At 67.6% G+C, this 16038-nt stretch carries 16 protein-coding genes; 9 read left to right on the forward strand and 7 right to left on the reverse strand.

The window, feature by feature from the left end; all coding sequences use genetic code 11:
- Window positions 1-50: 50 nt before the first annotated feature.
- From leuS to ACMUOO_RS01550, 4 genes are read left to right on the forward strand one after another with little or no spacing between them, the layout of a single operon-like run.
- On the forward strand, window positions 51-2606 hold the full coding sequence (leuS, locus tag ACMUOO_RS01535; protein ID WP_301920227.1) for a leucine--tRNA ligase: 2556 nt from the start codon (window positions 51-53) through the stop codon (window positions 2604-2606).
- Window positions 2593-3090 carry an LPS assembly lipoprotein LptE gene (gene lptE / locus ACMUOO_RS01540; protein ID WP_301920228.1) on the forward strand — a complete coding sequence of 166 codons (498 nt, stop codon included), beginning with the start codon at window positions 2593-2595 and terminating at the stop codon, window positions 3088-3090. The genes leuS and lptE overlap by 14 nt, the downstream gene beginning before the upstream one ends.
- Complete coding sequence (gene holA, locus ACMUOO_RS01545; protein WP_301920229.1) at window positions 3087-4109, forward strand: DNA polymerase III subunit delta; 1023 nt, start codon at window positions 3087-3089, stop codon at window positions 4107-4109. The genes lptE and holA overlap by 4 nt, the downstream gene beginning before the upstream one ends.
- Before the next feature lie 56 nt (window positions 4110-4165).
- Window positions 4166-4753, forward strand: a complete 588-nt coding sequence (locus tag ACMUOO_RS01550; protein WP_301920230.1) for a glutathione S-transferase family protein — start codon at window positions 4166-4168, stop codon at window positions 4751-4753.
- Here the strand turns inward: ACMUOO_RS01550 and ACMUOO_RS01555 are convergent.
- Both ACMUOO_RS01555 and ACMUOO_RS01560 read right to left on the reverse strand, forming a co-directional pair.
- On the reverse strand, window positions 4729-5910 hold the full coding sequence (locus tag ACMUOO_RS01555) for a TIGR03862 family flavoprotein (RefSeq protein WP_301920231.1): 1182 nt from the start codon (window positions 5908-5910) through the stop codon (window positions 4729-4731). The two genes, ACMUOO_RS01550 and ACMUOO_RS01555, sit on opposite strands and share 25 nt — an antisense overlap.
- The gene (locus ACMUOO_RS01560; protein ID WP_301920232.1) at window positions 5907-7220 is read right to left on the reverse strand and encodes a mechanosensitive ion channel family protein; all 1314 of its coding nucleotides are present in this window, start codon (window positions 7218-7220) and stop codon (window positions 5907-5909) included. The genes ACMUOO_RS01555 and ACMUOO_RS01560 overlap by 4 nt, the downstream gene beginning before the upstream one ends.
- A 53-nt stretch (window positions 7221-7273) precedes the next feature.
- On the opposite strand from ACMUOO_RS01560, the gene ACMUOO_RS01565 reads away from it, so the two are divergent.
- Together ACMUOO_RS01565 and sugE are read left to right on the forward strand one after the other, a co-directional pair.
- Window positions 7274-7582, forward strand: a complete 309-nt coding sequence (locus ACMUOO_RS01565) for an HNH endonuclease (RefSeq protein WP_301920233.1) — start codon at window positions 7274-7276, stop codon at window positions 7580-7582.
- Window positions 7583-7642: 60 nt separating this feature from the next.
- Window positions 7643-7963 carry a quaternary ammonium compound efflux SMR transporter SugE gene (gene sugE, locus ACMUOO_RS01570; RefSeq protein ID WP_301920234.1) on the forward strand — a complete coding sequence of 107 codons (321 nt, stop codon included), beginning with the start codon at window positions 7643-7645 and terminating at the stop codon, window positions 7961-7963.
- A 6-nt stretch (window positions 7964-7969) separates the two neighbouring features.
- Here sugE and ACMUOO_RS01575 read toward each other — a convergent pair whose 3' ends face one another.
- Window positions 7970-8581: an enoyl-CoA hydratase/isomerase family protein gene (locus ACMUOO_RS01575; protein ID WP_301920235.1), complete on the reverse strand. Its 612-nt coding sequence runs from the start codon at window positions 8579-8581 to the stop codon at window positions 7970-7972.
- Window positions 8582-8719: 138 nt separating this feature from the next.
- Here ACMUOO_RS01575 and ACMUOO_RS01580 point away from each other — a divergent pair, with 138 nt between their 5' ends.
- The 3 genes from ACMUOO_RS01580 (at window position 8720) to ACMUOO_RS01590 (ending at window position 12475) form a co-directional block, all read left to right on the forward strand.
- A complete protein-coding gene (locus ACMUOO_RS01580; protein WP_301920236.1) occupies window positions 8720-10210 on the forward strand; it encodes a DUF2125 domain-containing protein in 1491 nt (496 codons plus the stop codon).
- Window positions 10211-10365: 155 nt separating this feature from the next.
- On the forward strand, window positions 10366-11712 hold the full coding sequence (locus ACMUOO_RS01585) for a TldD/PmbA family protein (protein ID WP_301920237.1): 1347 nt from the start codon (window positions 10366-10368) through the stop codon (window positions 11710-11712).
- Window positions 11699-12475 (forward strand): 3'(2'),5'-bisphosphate nucleotidase CysQ, encoded by a 777-nt coding sequence (locus tag ACMUOO_RS01590; protein WP_301920238.1) that lies wholly within the window; start codon window positions 11699-11701, stop codon window positions 12473-12475. Before ACMUOO_RS01585 ends, ACMUOO_RS01590 begins: the two co-directional genes overlap by 14 nt.
- Before the next feature lie 224 nt (window positions 12476-12699).
- On the opposite strand, the gene fliP is transcribed toward ACMUOO_RS01590, so the two are convergent.
- The 4 genes from fliP to fliF are packed head-to-tail and all read right to left on the reverse strand — an operon-like array spanning window position 12700 to window position 15951.
- A complete protein-coding gene (gene fliP / locus ACMUOO_RS01595) occupies window positions 12700-13467 on the reverse strand; it encodes a flagellar type III secretion system pore protein FliP (RefSeq protein ID WP_301920239.1) in 768 nt (255 codons plus the stop codon).
- A 3-nt stretch (window positions 13468-13470) separates the two neighbouring features.
- Window positions 13471-13752 (reverse strand): FliM/FliN family flagellar motor switch protein, encoded by a 282-nt coding sequence (locus ACMUOO_RS01600; protein ID WP_301920240.1) that lies wholly within the window; start codon window positions 13750-13752, stop codon window positions 13471-13473.
- Window positions 13745-14344, reverse strand: coding sequence for a flagellar biosynthesis protein (locus ACMUOO_RS01605; RefSeq protein WP_301920241.1), 600 nt, complete (start codon window positions 14342-14344; stop codon window positions 13745-13747). Before ACMUOO_RS01605 ends, ACMUOO_RS01600 begins: the two co-directional genes overlap by 8 nt.
- A complete protein-coding gene (fliF, locus tag ACMUOO_RS01610) occupies window positions 14344-15951 on the reverse strand; it encodes a flagellar basal-body MS-ring/collar protein FliF (protein ID WP_301920242.1) in 1608 nt (535 codons plus the stop codon). Before fliF ends, ACMUOO_RS01605 begins: the two co-directional genes overlap by 1 nt.
- Window positions 15952-16038 lie beyond the last annotated feature (87 nt).

Raw genomic sequence — 16038 nt, forward strand, 5'->3', positions numbered from 1 at the left:
CTTGCCTGCCGCGCTTGTATAACCGGCCCGACAGAACGCCGAGGACAGACATGTCGCGCTACGACCCCGCCGTGATCGAACCGAAGTGGCAGAAGGCCTGGGAAAAGGCCGGATGCTTCACGGCCCGGCATGATCCGGCGCGGCCGAAATACTACGTGCTCGAGATGTTCCCCTACCCGTCGGGGCGCATCCATATCGGCCATGTGCGCAACTACACGATGGGCGATGTCGTGGCGCGCTACAAATCCTCCTGCGGGTTCAGCGTGTTGCACCCGATGGGCTGGGATGCCTTCGGGATGCCGGCCGAGAACGCCGCGATGGAACGGGGCGGTCATCCGAAGGACTGGACCTACGGCAACATCGCGCAGATGCGCGACCAGATGAAACCCTTGGGCCTCTCGATCGACTGGTCCCGCGAATTCGCCACCTGCGACCCGGAATACTACGGCCAGCAGCAGTCGATGTTCATCGACTTCATGGAAAAGGGGCTCGTCTATCGCAAGGCCGCGGTGGTCAACTGGGACCCGGTCGACATGACCGTGCTGGCCAACGAGCAGGTGATCGACGGCAAGGGCTGGCGTTCGGGCGCGGAGGTGGAGCGGCGCGAACTGACGCAGTGGTTCTTCAAGATTTCGGATTTCGCCGAGGATCTGCTGGAGGCGATCGACGGGCTGGACCAGTGGCCGGAGAAGGTCCGGACCATGCAGCGCAACTGGATCGGCAAGAGCCGCGGCCTGGAGATGGGCTGGCACCTGACCGCGCCCCATGCCGGGTTCGACCGGGTCGAGGTCTATACCACGCGCCCCGACACGCTGATGGGCGCCTCGTTCCTCGGCATCTCGCCCGACCACGCCTTGGCCCGCGCGCTCGAGGCCGAGCGGCCCGAGATCGCCGCCTTCTGCGCCGAGGCGCGGAAGGGCGGCACCACCGAAGAGGCCATCGAGACGGCCGAGAAGCTCGGGCTCGACACCGGGCTGAAGGTGCGCCATCCGCTTGATCCGAAATGGGAAATCCCGGTCTGGATCGCGAACTTCATCCTCATGGACTACGGCACCGGCGCGATCTTCGGCTGCCCCGGCCACGACCAGCGCGACCACGACTTCTGCCGGAAGTACGGTTTGCCCATCGTCGATACGTTCCTGCCGCTCGACGGCAGCTGGGACATCGGGGTCGATCCTTACGTGCCGCAGAAGTCGGAGCGGGTGCGCTATACCCGCGGCTTTGCCGGGGCCGCGGAGCAGACCGGGGACGAGGCCATCGACGCCGCCATCGCCCATGCCGAGGCGAAGGGCTACGGCACCGGGGTCACCAAGTACCGCCTGCGCGACTGGGGTCTCTCCCGTCAGCGCTACTGGGGCTGCCCGATCCCGGTCGTGCATTGCGAGGGTTGCGGCGTGGTGCCGGAGAAGAAGGCGAACCTGCCGGTCCGCCTGCCGGACGACGTGAGTTTCGACCAACCGGGGAACCCCCTCGACCGGCACCCGACCTGGCGCGACGTGCCCTGCCCCGCCTGCGGCAGACCCGCCCGGCGCGAGACCGACACGATGGACACCTTCGTCGATTCGTCCTGGTACTACGCCCGCTTCACCGCGCCGCATGCCAGGACGCCGACCGACATGGCGGAAGCCGAATACTGGATGAACGTCGACCAGTACATCGGCGGGATCGAACACGCGATCCTGCACCTGCTCTATTCCCGCTTCTTCGCCCGCGCGATGCACATCTGCGGCCACCTGCCGGCGAAGGCCATCGAGCCCTTCGACGCGCTCTTCACGCAAGGAATGGTGACGCACGAGACCTACGCGACGCGCAGCAAGGACGGCCGCCCCGTCTGGCACACGCCCGACGAGGTGACCCGCACCGCCGAGGGCGCGACGCTTGCCGATGGCACGCCGGTCGAGATCGGTCCCGTCATCAAGATGTCGAAGTCGAAGAAGAACGTCGTCGATCCGATGGACATCATCGCCCGCTACGGCGCCGATACCGCGCGCTGGTTCGTCATGTCCGACAGCCCGCCCGAGCGCGACGTGGAATGGACGGCAGCCGGGGCCGACGCGACGCAGAAGCACCTCTCGCGGGTCTGGCGGCTCGCCGCCGAGATCGACGTCAGGGGCGGGACGGACACGACACAGGATGAGGCGCTTCTTAAGGCCATGCACCGGACCATCGCCGACGTCACGGCGGGAATCGAGGGCTTCGCCTTCAACAAGGCGGTGGCGAAGCTCTACGAGTTCACCAACACCTTCGCGAAGTCCGACGCCTCGGCCGCCACGAAGCGGGTGGCGATGCGGACGCTTGCGCAGCTCATGTCGCCGATGGTGCCGCACCTGGCCGAGGAGGTCTGGGCGATCACAGGTGGCGCGGGGCTGGTCGCTCGGGCGCCCTGGCCCAAGGCCGATCCGGCGATGCTGGTGGAGGACACGGTGACGCTGCCGATTCAGATCAACGGCAAGCGGCGGGCCGAAATCGTCGTGGCGAAGGACCTTCCGCCGACGGAGGTTGAAAAGATCGTTCTGGCGGACGAAGCTGTGCTGAAGGCGCTGGCCGGGGCCGCGCCGAAGAAGCTCATCGTCGTGCCGGGCCGCATCGTCAATGTCGTCCTCTGACCGCCGCGCCTTCCTGACGCTGCTTGCCGCATCCGCGGTCGCGGCCTGCGGCTTCGAGCCAGCTTACGGGCCCGGCGGACCAGCATCGGGGCTTCTTGGCCGCGTGACGGTCGATGCACCGGATGATCGCGACGCATTCGACCTCGTGGCCCGCCTCGAGGACCGGCTCGGCCGCACGCGGACGCCGGAGTTCCGGCTTTCCTACCGGATCGCCACGAAGGCCGAGCCCCAGGCGATCGCGCCCGACAACACGATCAACCGCTATCAGCTTCTGGGCACGGTCGCATTCACGCTTCATGACACGGCCACCGATGCGACCCTGACCTCCGGCGAGGTCTCCTCCTTCACCGCCTATTCGGCCTTCGGCACCTCTGTCGCCACCGCGGCTTCGGAAGGAGACGCCCACCGGCGGCTCATGCGCATCCTCGCCGACCAGATCGTCACACGGCTGATCGCGACCTCGGCTGACTGGAACGGGCAGTGAAGCTCGCCGGCGCCGCGGCGGCGAGGTTCTTCGCCCGGCCCGAGCCCGACCGCGCCGGAGTCCTTATCTTCGGCGCGGACGCCATGCGCGTCGCGCTGAAACGGCAAGAGCTGATCGCCGCTCTGATCGGGCCGCAAGGGGAGGCCGAAATGCGGCTGACGCGGCTTTCGGGTGGGGATCTGCGCAAGGACGCGGCCCTTCTGGACGATGCGATGCGGGCGCAGGGCTTCTTTCCCGGCCCCCGCGTCGCCTTCGTGGAGGAAGCCGCCGACAGCGTGGCCGACACTGTCAGGGCCGCGCTCGCGGCCTGGCGGTCGGGTGACGCCACGCTCGTCGTCACCGCCGGGAACCTCGGCAAGACGTCCGCACTCCGAAAGGCGTTCGAGGACCATGCGAGCGCCTTTGCCATCGGTATCTACGACGACCCGCCGAGCCGCGAGGAGATCGAGGCGGTGCTGGCCAAGGCCGGGCTCAGGGAGATCGGGCGCGAGGCGATGACCGATCTTCTCGCCCTCGCGCGCGACCTGGACCCGGGTGATTTCCGCCAGACGGTGGAAAAGACCGCACTCTACAAGTTTGGCGACGCCACTCCGCTGACGCCGGCGGATGTCGCGGCCTGCGCGCCGGCGACCATCGAAGCCGACGTGGACGACGTGCTGAACGCCGTGGCGGAGGCGCGTTCGGGCGAGGTTGGGCCCCTCATGCGCCGGCTCGAAGGGCAGGGCGTGACGCCGGTGGGCCTTTCCATCGCGGCGATGCGCCACTTCCGTGCGCTGCATGCGGCGGCATCGGCCCCCGGCGGAGCCTCCGAGGGAATCGCCCGGATGCGCCCGCCCGTCTTCGGCCCGCGCCGCGACCGGATGCTCAGGCAGGCGCAGGGCTGGGGGATGCACAGCCTTGAAAAGGCCATCGGGATACTGACCGACACGGACCTCGCACTACGATCCAGCTCGCGCGCTCCGGCCATGGCGGTGATGGAACGCGCGCTCATCCGCCTTGCCATGCTGAACCGTCGCTAGGGGTCTTGCACCCGCCGGTCGCACATGGCTCCATGGTCGCGTCAGGGGGGCTGCTCATGTACACGGTTATCGGCACTGTCGGCAGCCGCGCCGCGCGGGTCCTCTGGATGCTCGAGGAACTCGGCGAGCCCTATGAGCATGTCGCCGCCCCGCCCCGGTCGGAAGGGGTCACGGCCTTCAACCCCGCAGGCAAGGTTCCCGTGCTGGTCGAGGACGGCACGCCCATCACCGATTCGACCGCCATCATCCAGTATCTCGCCGACAAGCACGGCAAGCTTACCCACAGGGCGGGGACGCTCGATCGGGCGCGACAGGACAGCCTGACCCAGTTCCTGCTGGACGAATTCGACGCGAACCTCTGGATGGCGGCGCGGCACAGCTTCGTCCTGCCGGAGGAACTGCGCCATGCCGCGATCAAGAACACGCTGAGGTGGGAGTTCGAGCGCTCGCAACGGACGCTGATGCACCGGATGGGCGAGGGGCCGTTCCTGATGGGCGAGATGATGACGGTGCCCGACATCATCCTGACCCACTGCGGCAACTGGGCGTTGTCGGCGAAGTTCCCGATCGTGGAGCACCGGCTGACCGAATACCTCGACCGGATGCGCCAGCGCCCGGCCTACAAGCGCGCGATGGCGCGCTGACGCGCCGCCGCCGCGCGGCCGGCCCGAAGGCCCGTGGCGAGGCAGGCGGTCAACAGGTAGCCGCCGGTCGGCGCCTCCCAATCCAGCATCTCGCCCGCCGCATAGACGCCGGGCATGCCGCTCAGTTCCAGATCGTCGGTAAGGCTGTCCCGGGTGATGCCGCCTGCGGAGGAGATTGCCTCGGAAATCGGCCGCGGGCCGCTGTGGCGGATGGGGAGCGTCTTGACCAGCCTGGCGAGTGCATCCCCCTTCGGCAGCGGCCGCCCCCATTCCTGCAGAAGAGCGGCCTTCACCGGATCGAGCTTCAGCGCCTTGCGGAGCCAGTTCTGAACCGTGTCCTTGCCCGGCCCCTTCGCCAGCCGCCCCGCCACCTCGGCGAGGGTCCTGTCGGGCGCGAGGTCGAGCGTGAGCGCCGCGCCCTCACGCACCGCGCGCGAAACGGCGTAGACGCCGCCACCCTCGATGCCGCGGGCGGAGACGACGAACTCGCCACGCTCCCTCTGCCCGGCCACGACCAGCGCCGCGCCCTTGACCGGGGTGCCGAAATGCCGCGCCATGTGGTCCGACCAGGCCACGGAGAACCCCATGTTCGCGGGCCGGAAAGGCGCGACCGTCACGCCGCTGGCTTCAAGCCACGGGACCCATGCGGCATCCGATCCGAGCCGCGGCCAGCTTGCCCCGCCCAGAGCGAGCACCGTGACCTCGGGGCGCAGGACCTGTCGCCCGGCCGGCGTGTCGAAGGCAAGGGCAGCACCCTCGAACCCTTCCCACATCCACCTCGTGCGCAGTTCCACCCCGGCCGCGCCGAGCCGGCCGAGCCAGGCGCGCAGGAGCGGGGAAGCCTTCATGGCGACGGGAAAGACCCGGCCGGACGACCCGGTAAAGACCTCCTGCCCGAGGCCCCGCGCCCAATCCATGACCTCGGCCGGGCCGAACTCCGCGAGCATCGGCGCAAGCCAGCCGGCATCGAAATGGGCGGCGAAGGCAGCGGACGATTCGTCCTTCGTCAGGTTCAACCCCGACTTTCCTGCCATCAGGAACTTTCGCGCGGGGCTCGGGCGGCCCTCACAGACCAGAACCCTCCGCCCGGCCGTCGCCAGCGCCTCTGCCGCCATCAGCCCGGCAGGCCCGGCGCCGATGACGACAGCGTCGGTCATGTCGGCATCCTGCCCTTCAGTTCCACCACGCGGTGCGGATAGGGGATTTCGATTCCCTCGGCCTTCAGCGCGTTCCAGATCGCGAAGAGCACCTGGCTGGCATATTTGTTGCGTCCGTCGTCGATGCCGTTCACCCAGTACTCCACCGCGAAGTCGACGCCGGATTCGCCGAAGCCCTTCAGCTCGCAATCCGGCCCCTCGGGCGTCTTCAGCACGAAGGGCAGCGCCTCCACCGCCCGGACAATGAGGTCGGGCACGAGGTTGATGTCGGTGTCGTAGCTGACCGAGAACGGCACTTCGTAGCGGTTCGCACTGCCCTGGTCGGAGTAGTTGACCACCCGCGTGGTGATGAAATGGTCGTTCGGGACGACGATCCAGCGGCCGTCGAAGGTCTCCAGCACGCAGGCGCGGGCGGTCATCTTCACGATGGTGCCCGTTTCGCCGCCGTCGAGCTCGACATAGTCACCGACGGTTGTCTGCCCCTCGATCAGGAGGATGATCCCCGAGATGAAGTTCGCGGCGATCTGCTGAAGACCGAGGCCGATGCCGACGCCGAGTGCGCCGCCGAGGACGGCGATGGTCGTCAGGTCGATCCCCATGATGCTGAGGAGAAGGAGGAACGCCGCGCCGAAGATGATGACCTCGGCCGCCTTGGCTGCCAGTTCGCGCGTGGCGGGCCTGAGTTCCTGCTGCGCCTTGATGTAGACGGCACTCTGCCGGTTCGACCAGGACCCGAGCCAGAAGAGCAGGCTGCCTGCGATCAGTCCCCGGATAAGCGCCGCAAGCGAGAAGCGGATGTTCCCAAGCTCGACCATCTGCGCCTCGAGCCAGGCCATTGCAGGGTCGAGCAGGCCGAGCGCATTGAGCGCCGCGAGCGGGACAAGCACGTAGCGGCCGAGGAGCCGCAAGAAGGGGTCGGTGAGTACGTCGCGCGCGAAGGCGCGCGCGGCGACGAACAGGAACACCCTCTTGCCGAAGGCTATGACCGCACCCGAGCCGAAGACCGATCGCGTGATCGCCTCGCCCACCGCAGTAAATCCATAGGCGAGAAGCGGAAGGAGAAGCGGAAGGAACCGCAGCGCAAAGCGGCGGACCGCGGCAACGGGTCCTCGAGCGCCCTCCTTCGGGCCGATCAGTGCCGAAAGCCTCGCACCGAAACGGCGCGAGACCGCGAGCGAGAGAAGCCATGAGAGCACGAGCAGCGCGAACTGAGACCAGGCTGCAGGGCTCGTCGCCCAGTCGATCGCAAGCGTCTTCGCCTGCTCCGCATAGCCGAGCGCCATCACGACGATGTCGGGCGGATTGTCCATTGTGCGGCCGGGCCCCCTGTCAGATCGCCCCTTCCTGTGACAAGAATCCGGTCATGAGACAAGACCCGGCGCCTGTCCCGATCTGTCCGCTCTGCGAAAGGCCAATTCCGGCCGGGGTGGCGCAGAGCCGACACCACCTCGTTCCCCGCCTGCGCGGCGGCAAGGCAGGTGCGACGGTGCTCCTCCACGCGATCTGCCACGCGGAGATCCACGCGACGCTGAGCGAGACCGAGCTTGCCCGCGCGTATTCCACGATCGAGGCGCTGCGGGCGCATCCGAGGATCGCTGCCTTCGTGCGATGGGTCGCCAGCCGCCCGCCGGGTTTCACGTCGCGCGTGCCGGGGCCGCGGCGACGACAATGAGACCGTTGCAGCTCTCCTCGGGTCAATCTAGCTTGCGCATGATTGCGCGCGGAGGAAGCAATGGCGTGGTTCTACCTGCTTCTGGCCGGACTGATGGAAGTCGGTTGGGCCATCGGGCTGAAATACACCGACGGGTTCACGCGGTTCTGGCCGTCGCTGCTGACTGCCATCGCAATCGCCGCCAGCATGGTCTTTCTCGCGCTCGCACTCAGGACGCTGCCGATGGGTACTGCCTATGCCGTCTGGACCGGCATCGGCACGATCGGAACAGTGGCACTTGGCATCCTTCTGTTCAACGAACCGTCGGACGTTCTGCGACTGGCCTCCATCGGTCTCATCCTCGCGGGGATCCTGGGGCTCAAGCTCGTCTCGGGTCATTAGTCCCGTTCAGATCATGGCCTTGATCGCGGCGACATGCTCGGCTTTTGCGCCGCGCACGTCTGCGGTGAGAAGGTTTACCGTGTCAGCAAGCGCCTCGGCCGGCACAGTCCGATCGATCAGGCCCCACGACAGCGCCTCCTCGGCGCCGATCCTCTGGCCGGCCATCAGGATCATCTTGGCGCGCGCCGGACCGACGAGGCCGGCAAGCCGGCGCGGATCGGAAGGCTGCGGCAGGAAGCCGAGCTTCATCACCGGGTAGAAGAACTTCGCACCTTCGACCGCGACCCTGAGGTCGCAGGCGAGCACCATGCCGAAGGCGCCGCCGGCCAGCGTGCCGTTCAAGGCGGCGACGGTCAGGCAGGGCAGTCCGGCGATGGCGCCCGAAAGGCGCTCCCAGACCGGATCCGTCGCCAGCCCCGCCCGCGCCTCGTCCAGGTCCGCCCCGGCCGAGAAGATCTTGCCCGCCCCGGTGAGCACGAACGCGCGCGCACGCTCGCGCCCTGCGGCCTCGGCGATTTCGGCAAGCTCGGCCAGCATCGCCCCGGTGAGCGAATTCGCCTTCTCCTCACGCGCGATGACGGCGCGCCACAGGCCGTCCTTCCGTTCCAACCTGATCATGGGTCACCGTCATCAAAACGCCAGATTGGTTTCCTCTAACAGCAGCCGATGGTGGAATTCCATCCCCCGGCAGCCCTTGACCGCCCGCGTGCGGCGGAAGATGCTGTGGGCGCATTTGGACACAAGACAGGCTTGATTATGAAACAGTGGACTGGTCTCGGCTCCGGCGCGCTTTGCGCCTTTCTGCTCGGTTCTACGGCACTCCAGGCCGATGTGACGGCGGACGACGTCTGGAAGGGCATGACCGACTACTATGCCGCGCTCGGCCAGTCGGTCACGACCGGGTCGACGGCGATGCAGGGCGACACGCTGGTCGTGACCGATGCAGTTTTCGCCTCGACGGTCCCGGAAGGCTCCTTCTCGGCGACCTTCGCCGAAATCCGGCTGAAGGAACTGGGCGACGGTCGGGTCGAGGTCACGCTGCCGGGAGAAGTGCCGATCCGGATGCTGAGCAAGCCCGAAAGCGGCGAAGCTGTCGACATGGGACTCAAGTTCACGCAGTCGGGCCTGTCGATGATCGTGTCGGGGACGCCCGAGGATACGGCCTATGACCTGACCGCGCCCGAGATGGCAATCGTTGTCGATGGCATGACGGTGGACGGGTCCGATGTGCCGCTGAAGCTCAATGTGAAGCTCTCCGGCAACTCGGGCAGCTACCGCATGACGACCGCAGCCGGCAGGAAGGTGGTCTCGGACATGAAGGTCGAGAAGCTCGACTTCGAGGTCGCCGCGCAAGACCCCGAGGGCAAGGGAGATTTCTCGGCCTCGGGCTCTCTCGCCGGGCTCACCGGGACATCCGACGCGGCAATTCCGGATGGGGTAGACATGGCCGACATGCACGCGGCACTTCAAGCCGGGCTCGACATGAGCGGCAATTTCGCCTTCAGCGGCGGCGGCTATGTCATGGACTTCGAGGACGAGGCGGACACGATGCACGCCCAGTCCACTGGTGGCGCCGGCACGCTGCATTTCAAGATGTCGAAGAGCGGGATGGCCTATGGCGGCTCGGGCAAGGACTCGACCGTGTCACTTCAGGTTTCCGCGCTGCCGATGCCGATCGACGTTTCGATCGCCGAGACGGCGATCGAAATCGCCTTGCCGGTATCCAAGAGCGACAGCGCAGAGCCCTTCTCGGCGCTCGTGAAGCTTGTCGACCTCAAGGTGTCCGACGGTCTTTGGGCGATGTTCGACCCGACGTCCCAGCTTCCGCGCGATCCGGCAACGCTCATCGTCGATCTCGCGGGATCGGCCAAGATGGCGGTGGACATCTTCGACCCCAAGCAGGCCGAGACCATCGCCGGCGCCCCCCCGGGCGAGTTGGAGGCACTCGACATCCGCGAGCTGCAGGTGTCCGCCGTCGGCGCGGAACTGACCGGAAAGGGTGCGATGACCTTCGACAACTCCTCCGGCACGCCGAAACCGCTCGGCGCGGTGGACATGCAGCTTGTCGGCGGCAATGCGCTCATCGACAAGCTCGTCGGCATGGGTCTGGTGCCCGAGGACCAGGCGATGGGCGCGAGGATGATGATGGGCCTCTTCGCCGTGCCGACCGGAGAAGACCAACTGACCTCGAAGATCGAGTTCAAGGAGGATGGCGGCGTATACGCCAACGGCCAGCGCATCCAGTAGTTGCGCCTCACTGCGACCCTTCACAGACGCCGCCTGCCGCGAGGTGGGCGGCGTTTGCGTTGGCGATCCGCTTCCAGCCGGCCAGGTGCACTTGCGCGACGCCCCGCACCCAACTAGGTCCTTGCCAACCGTCACAACCGTTCAGGACAGAGCCCATGCCCGACCGTCTCGCCCCTCTCACAGAGGCGCTCCTCGCCGCCGCGCGCAAGGCCGGTGCCGAGGCGGCCGATGCGATGGCAATAGACGGGCGCTCCGTCTCCGTCGATGTGCGCGGCGGGGCGTTGGAGCAGGCCGACCGGTCCGAGGGCACCGAAATCGGCCTGCGCGTTCTCATCGGCCGCCGGCAAGCCTGCGTTTCGGCGTCGGATATCTCGGCACGCACCATGGCGGAAATGGCCGAGCGCGCCGTCGCCATGGCGCGCGAGGCGCCGGAGGATGCCACCATCGGCCTTGCCGAGCCGGCGGATCTCGCCCGCGCCTGGGACCTCGCCCTGCTCGACCTGGCCGATCCCGCGCCGGAACCCGGCGCGGCGGAGCTTCAGGACGACGCCCGCCGCGCCGAGGCGGCCGCCCTCGCCGTGTCCGGCATCAGCCAGTGCCAGGCCGCCTCGGCCAGCTATTCGCGTCAGCGCGTCTTCATTGCAGCGACGAACGGCTTCGCGGGCGGCTATTCCCGTACCTCCCGCTCGACCTCCGCAGTCGCGATCGCCGGGGAGGGGCTGGCGATGGAGCGGGACTGGGCAGCCGAAAGCCGTACGTACCAATCCGACCTGCCTTCCGCCGAGGAGATCGGGCGGCTCGCCGGGGAACGCGCGGCGGAACGGCTCGGCGCGCGCAAGCCGAAGACCGGGGCCTATCCGGTCGTCTTTGACGAACGCATCGCTTCCGGTCTCGTCGGGCATCTTCTGGCGGCGATCAACGGCTCGGCCATCGTGCGCGGATCGTCCTGGCTCCGCGACGCGATGGGCGCGCAGGTGTTGCCGCGGGGCCTGTCGATCTACGAAAACCCGCACCGCCCGCGCATCTCCTCCTCGCGCCCCTTCGATGCCGAGGGACTGCCGACCGCGCCTCGCGACATTGTCCGCGACGGCACCCTGAAGAGCTGGACGCTCGACCTCGGAACCGCGCGCAAACTCGGCCTGAAATCCACCGGCTCGGCCGCGCGCGGCGCATCCTCGCCGCCTGCACCCTCCATCTCCAACATCGCCCTGACCCAAGGGGACCACAGCCGCGCGCAACTGATCGAAGCGATGGGCACCGGACTTGTCGTGACCTCCATGATCGGCGCTGCGATCAATCCGACGACCGGCGACTATTCCCGCGGCGCGTCCGGGTTCTGGGTGGAGAACGGCCGGATCAGCCATCCGGTGAACGAGTGCACCCTGGCCGGCAACCTGCGTGACATGCTGATGCGGATCACGCCCGCCAACGACGCCCGTGGGCATCTGTCGCACGTCGTGCCCTCGCTTCTCGTTGAAGGCCTGACTCTTGCCGGCGCGTGACCTCGCGCTTCTCACCGAGGCCGCGCAGGCGGCGGGTGAAATCGCCCTGAGATACTGGCGAAAGCGGCCAGAAACCTGGGACAAGCCCGGCGGTGCGGGACCGGTGACTGAGGCCGACCTCGCCGTCAATGCCATGCTTCACGCGGAACTCGGCGCATCGCGTCCCGACTATGGCTGGCTCTCGGAGGAAACACCCGACGATCCTGCGCGACTCGGACGCGGGCGGAACTTCATCGTCGATCCGATCGACGGCACCCGCGCATTCATCGAGGGCGACGCGAGCTTCGCGCATTCTCTCGCCGTGGCCGAGGCGGGGCGGATCACTGCGGCCGTGGTATATCTGCCTGCACGGAAGGCGCTTTATGCCGCGACCGAGACGGGTGCGGCCACGCTGAACGGCCAGCCGATCCACGCTTCAGGTCGGACTGAGCCGGCCGGCGCGACCCTCCTGACATCAAAACCCAACCTTGCGCCAGAACACTGGCGGGAGGGCAGACCGTTACCCTTCCGCCGCGAGTTCCGTGCGTCCCTCGCCTGGCGGCTCTGCCTTGTCGCCGAAGGCCGGTTCGACGCGATGCTCTCGCTCCGGCCGACCTGGGAATGGGACGTAGCCGCGGGCGACCTCATCGCCCGACGCGCCGGCGCCCATGTTTCCGACGGTACCGGCGATGCCATCCGCTACAATGCGCCCGAACCACTGGCACGGGGAATCATCGCGGCGCCCGAGCCGCTCTGGCGCGCGATCCGCAGCGCGCTCCGCTGAGTGTAGACCTTCGTCGGGCTGCTCAGACCTTGACGCCTCGGACGGCGATCGCCCGCACCCGACCGCGGCCCAAAGCGACGAACGACCCGCGAAGGGCTGCAAAGGCCATGCCGCGCGTTGACGGTCCCCCATCGACGCCACGATGGACAGCTACGTCGCCAGCCGCCTGTGACGATCCCAAACCCGAGAGCGAAAGACATCCGCCCTCTACGCGCCTGGGCGTGTCAGAAGTAGCTTCGGACGAGTGCGCCCGAGACAAGTGACCAGCCGTCGGCCACGACGAAGAAGGCAAGCTTGAACGGCAGCGCGACGACGGCCGGCGGCACCATCATCATGCCCATCGACATCAGGATCGCCGAAACCACGAGGTCGATGATGAGGAACGGCAGGTAGAGAAGAAAGCCGATCTCGAAGGCGCGGGCGACTTCGGACAGCATGAAGGAGGGCACGAGAAGCGAGAGCGGCGCGGTCGCGGCATCCGTGACGCGCGCGGTCTCGGGCCGCAGCGCGGCGAGGGATGCGAGTGTGTCGCTGTCGATCCGTGCCGCCATGAAGGCGCGAAAGGGGGCGACGCCACGCTCAAAGGCCTCGGGGACGTCGAGCGCGCCTGCAAGCAGCGGCTCGACGGCGACGGTCCAGGCTTCGGCGAAGACCGGTTCCATTATGAACCAGGTGAGAAAGAGCGCGAGCGACACGATCAGCATGTTCGGCGGGGACTGCTGCAACCCTATGGCCTGCCGGAGGATCGACAGCACCGTCACGATGAACGGAAAGCAGGTCACCATCACGGCGAGACCTGGCGCAAGGCTCAGAACCGTGACCAGTGCAATGAGGAGAAGCGATTGGCCGGTGAGCGTCTCGCCGGAAAGCGCCGTACCGGCAATACCGCGCAGACCGCCCTCCACCCCGGACGCCCCCGCGGACAGATCCTGCGCGGCGGCAGGCACGACCGCTAGGAGCAGGCACCCAAGCAAGGCCAGGCAATAACGCATGGATCAGAGCCCGCCGCCGAGTTGGGCGACTTCGGTCAGTCGCACCGCGAGTTGGCCTGCCTGTTCGCCATCTAGCTCGGTCAGTTCGCCCCGCGCGATCAGCCGGTCACCGACATAAAGTTCCACCTGATCCGTCACCTTCCGGTCGAGCGGCAGGACCGCGTCCCGCTTCAGCCGCAGGAGATCCCGCACCAAGGGCCGCGCCCGCCCGACAGAGACCGTGATCTCGATCGGCACCTGCGTGAACGGGCTCGTGCCCAGGGCCGCCATGCCCGCCTCATCCATGACGTCTATCCTCCTGTTTCTCTATCCGGAAGAAGGCGGACACCGCCGCCGAGATGGCCGCGATGACGCCGTCGAGGTCGACGCGCGCCTCCGCCTCGCCGAGTTTCAGATAGACCTGCCCCTCGCCCAGCGAGGCTTCGTCCGCGAAGCTCAAGGGGAACTCCGACCCGGCTGTCAGAAGCGTCTCGATCAACGGCCGGTTTATCGGATTGGCCACCACCGTGATCGGCGCACCTGCGAGTTCCCTTGCCAGCGGCCTGAGATGGTCGAGCACCACATGTCCGAGCGACTCGCGTGCGATCGCCGGAAGCACCTTCGTGACCATGTCGTGCAGGAGCGGCTCGAGCGTCCGCAGCACGTGGCTGTGCGCTTCGTGATAGGTGAAGGACAGATCCTCGAGGTTGCGACCGAGATCCGCCCTGAGTCGCGCAATCTCGCCGTCCTGCGCGGCCACCGCATCGTCCCATCCCGCGGCATAGCCCTGTTCGTAGGACTGAAGCCGCGCCTCCTCCAGCTCGTCCTGCGCGAGTTCCGCGCGAGGCGTGCTTCGGTCGGCAACCTCGAAAACCTCGAACTGCAGCAGCCGCGGCATCACGCCCGTTCCTCCTCGGAGTCTTCCATCCAGCCGCGCAGGATCTCTGCCGTCTCCTGTTGCCGGTCTGCGATCATGCGGCGGAGGCGTTCGACCGGATCGGCAGGCGGATTGTCGCCTGTTGCGTTCCTGCCGACACGCTCGGCAATTTCGGGCAGATTGGCCGGGAGGAAATCGCCGTCATCGATCACGCCACTGAGGGCCGGGGCGGGACCGAGGGGTGCGCCAAGCGCCGGGCGCACCGCGCCGGTCCCATCCGCACGCGGTGTCCGCGAGGCGAGGATGGGCCTGAGGACGAAGAGCCCGAGCGCAAGACTGACGGCCGCCAGCACAAGAAGCTGCACAAGGCTCATGACGTCCAGCCCCAGCCTGTCGATGAACGGCAGGCCAGCCACATCCGCAGGCGCCGAAACCGGCTCGAACGACATCGACTTGAGCGTGATGAGATCGCCGCGCGCCTCGTCGAAGCCGACTGCCGCAGCCACCAGATCGCGCAACGCCGAAAGTTCTTCCTCGCTTCTTGGCTCGATCGTGGCAGTACCGTCGGCCGCCGTCACCGTCACCCCGTCCACGAGCACCGCGACCGTCAGCCGCCGGATCGCGCCCGGGGTACGAAGCACCTCGCGCGTCGTCTCCGACACCTCGAAATTCGTCCGCTCCCGCGTCTCGTTTGCCTGGCTCTGCGACGAGCCGCCCGACCCGCCGGCGGCACCGGTCGGAAGGTTCGACGCGACCGTCACGGCACTCGTCCCGCCGTCATTGGCCGAGTTGGTGCGCTCTTCGGTGTCGGTCGAGATCGCCACCCGGCCGTCCGGGTCGAACTTGCGTTCCGTGACCGCCTCGCGCTCCGTCACCGTCTCGACCGCCACCTCGACCACCGCGTTGCCATAACCGACACGCGCCTCGAGCAGGCGCTCGACATTCCGCTGCAGCACTGCCGCCCTGTCATCGCCGTTCGCGCCTGTCGCCTCGTCGCCGGCATCGACCAGGGCCCCCTCGCCGTCGATGACCGAGACGTCGTCGGGCGACAGCCCTGCCACGGCCGAGGCCACGAGGAACTTGAGCGCCTTGGCGTGAGCCGGCGAAATGCCTCCGCTCGTCGTCGTAACCGCGACCGACGCTGATGGCTTCGCCTGCGCCCTGAGACCCTGGGCACGCGTATCGGCGATGTGAACGCGTGCGCTGCGAACCTGCGGGAGCGCGGATATCGTTCTGGAGAGTTCCCCCTCCTTGGCCCGCAGGTACGTCGCATCGAACATCTGCGAGGTTGTGCCGAACCCCGTGAGCGAATCGAGCAGTTCGTAGCCGGCGCCGCTGTTGGCAGGCAGGCCTTCGGCCGCAAGCGACATCCGCAACTCGTCCCGCCGCGGCGACTCGACGTAGATTGCCGTGCCGCGAACCTCATAGGGTGCCCCCTGCTGGTCGAGCGCGGCCAGTACGTCGCCCGCGCGCGCCCCATCAAGTCCGGCATAGAGCACCGCCATGGATGGTCTTGTCGCCACCTTGGCCAGCGCAATCACGGCCGCGAACATCGCCACTGTCGCCAACGCCACGATCAGTCGGCGGCGGGGCTCGAGGTTCTGCCAGACGGCTGTCAGCTCTCGCACGACACATCTCCGCAAAGCGGGCTTCTGCCCATCGTCTGGCTGATGCTTCGCCGATTGCGCTTAACAATCGGTTAGTTTTCGCGGGGC

This window comes from Albidovulum sp. (assembly GCF_041919395.1).
GTDB lineage: Bacteria > Pseudomonadota > Alphaproteobacteria > Rhodobacterales > Rhodobacteraceae > Albidovulum.

Excerpts from the sequence above, each read along its gene's own strand:
- ACMUOO_RS01575 (WP_301920235.1), bottom strand. The coding sequence starts at position 8,581 with ATGATCAGGTTGGAACGGAAGGACGGCCTGTGGCGCGCCGTCATCGCG.
- ACMUOO_RS01580 (WP_301920236.1), top strand. The coding sequence starts at position 8,720 with ATGAAACAGTGGACTGGTCTCGGCTCCGGCGCGCTTTGCGCCTTTCTG.
- ACMUOO_RS01585 (WP_301920237.1), top strand. The coding sequence starts at position 10,366 with ATGCCCGACCGTCTCGCCCCTCTCACAGAGGCGCTCCTCGCCGCCGCG.
- ACMUOO_RS01560 (WP_301920232.1), bottom strand. The coding sequence starts at position 7,220 with ATGGACAATCCGCCCGACATCGTCGTGATGGCGCTCGGCTATGCGGAG.
- leuS (WP_301920227.1), top strand. The coding sequence starts at position 51 with ATGTCGCGCTACGACCCCGCCGTGATCGAACCGAAGTGGCAGAAGGCC.
- sugE (WP_301920234.1), top strand. The coding sequence starts at position 7,643 with ATGGCGTGGTTCTACCTGCTTCTGGCCGGACTGATGGAAGTCGGTTGG.
- ACMUOO_RS01565 (WP_301920233.1), top strand. The coding sequence starts at position 7,274 with ATGAGACAAGACCCGGCGCCTGTCCCGATCTGTCCGCTCTGCGAAAGG.
- ACMUOO_RS01605 (WP_301920241.1), bottom strand. The coding sequence starts at position 14,344 with ATGCCGCGGCTGCTGCAGTTCGAGGTTTTCGAGGTTGCCGACCGAAGC.
- ACMUOO_RS01550 (WP_301920230.1), top strand. The coding sequence starts at position 4,166 with ATGTACACGGTTATCGGCACTGTCGGCAGCCGCGCCGCGCGGGTCCTC.
- lptE (WP_301920228.1), top strand. The coding sequence starts at position 2,593 with ATGTCGTCCTCTGACCGCCGCGCCTTCCTGACGCTGCTTGCCGCATCC.
- fliP (WP_301920239.1), bottom strand. The coding sequence starts at position 13,467 with ATGCGTTATTGCCTGGCCTTGCTTGGGTGCCTGCTCCTAGCGGTCGTG.
- ACMUOO_RS01600 (WP_301920240.1), bottom strand. The coding sequence starts at position 13,752 with ATGGATGAGGCGGGCATGGCGGCCCTGGGCACGAGCCCGTTCACGCAG.
- ACMUOO_RS01555 (WP_301920231.1), bottom strand. The coding sequence starts at position 5,910 with ATGACCGACGCTGTCGTCATCGGCGCCGGGCCTGCCGGGCTGATGGCG.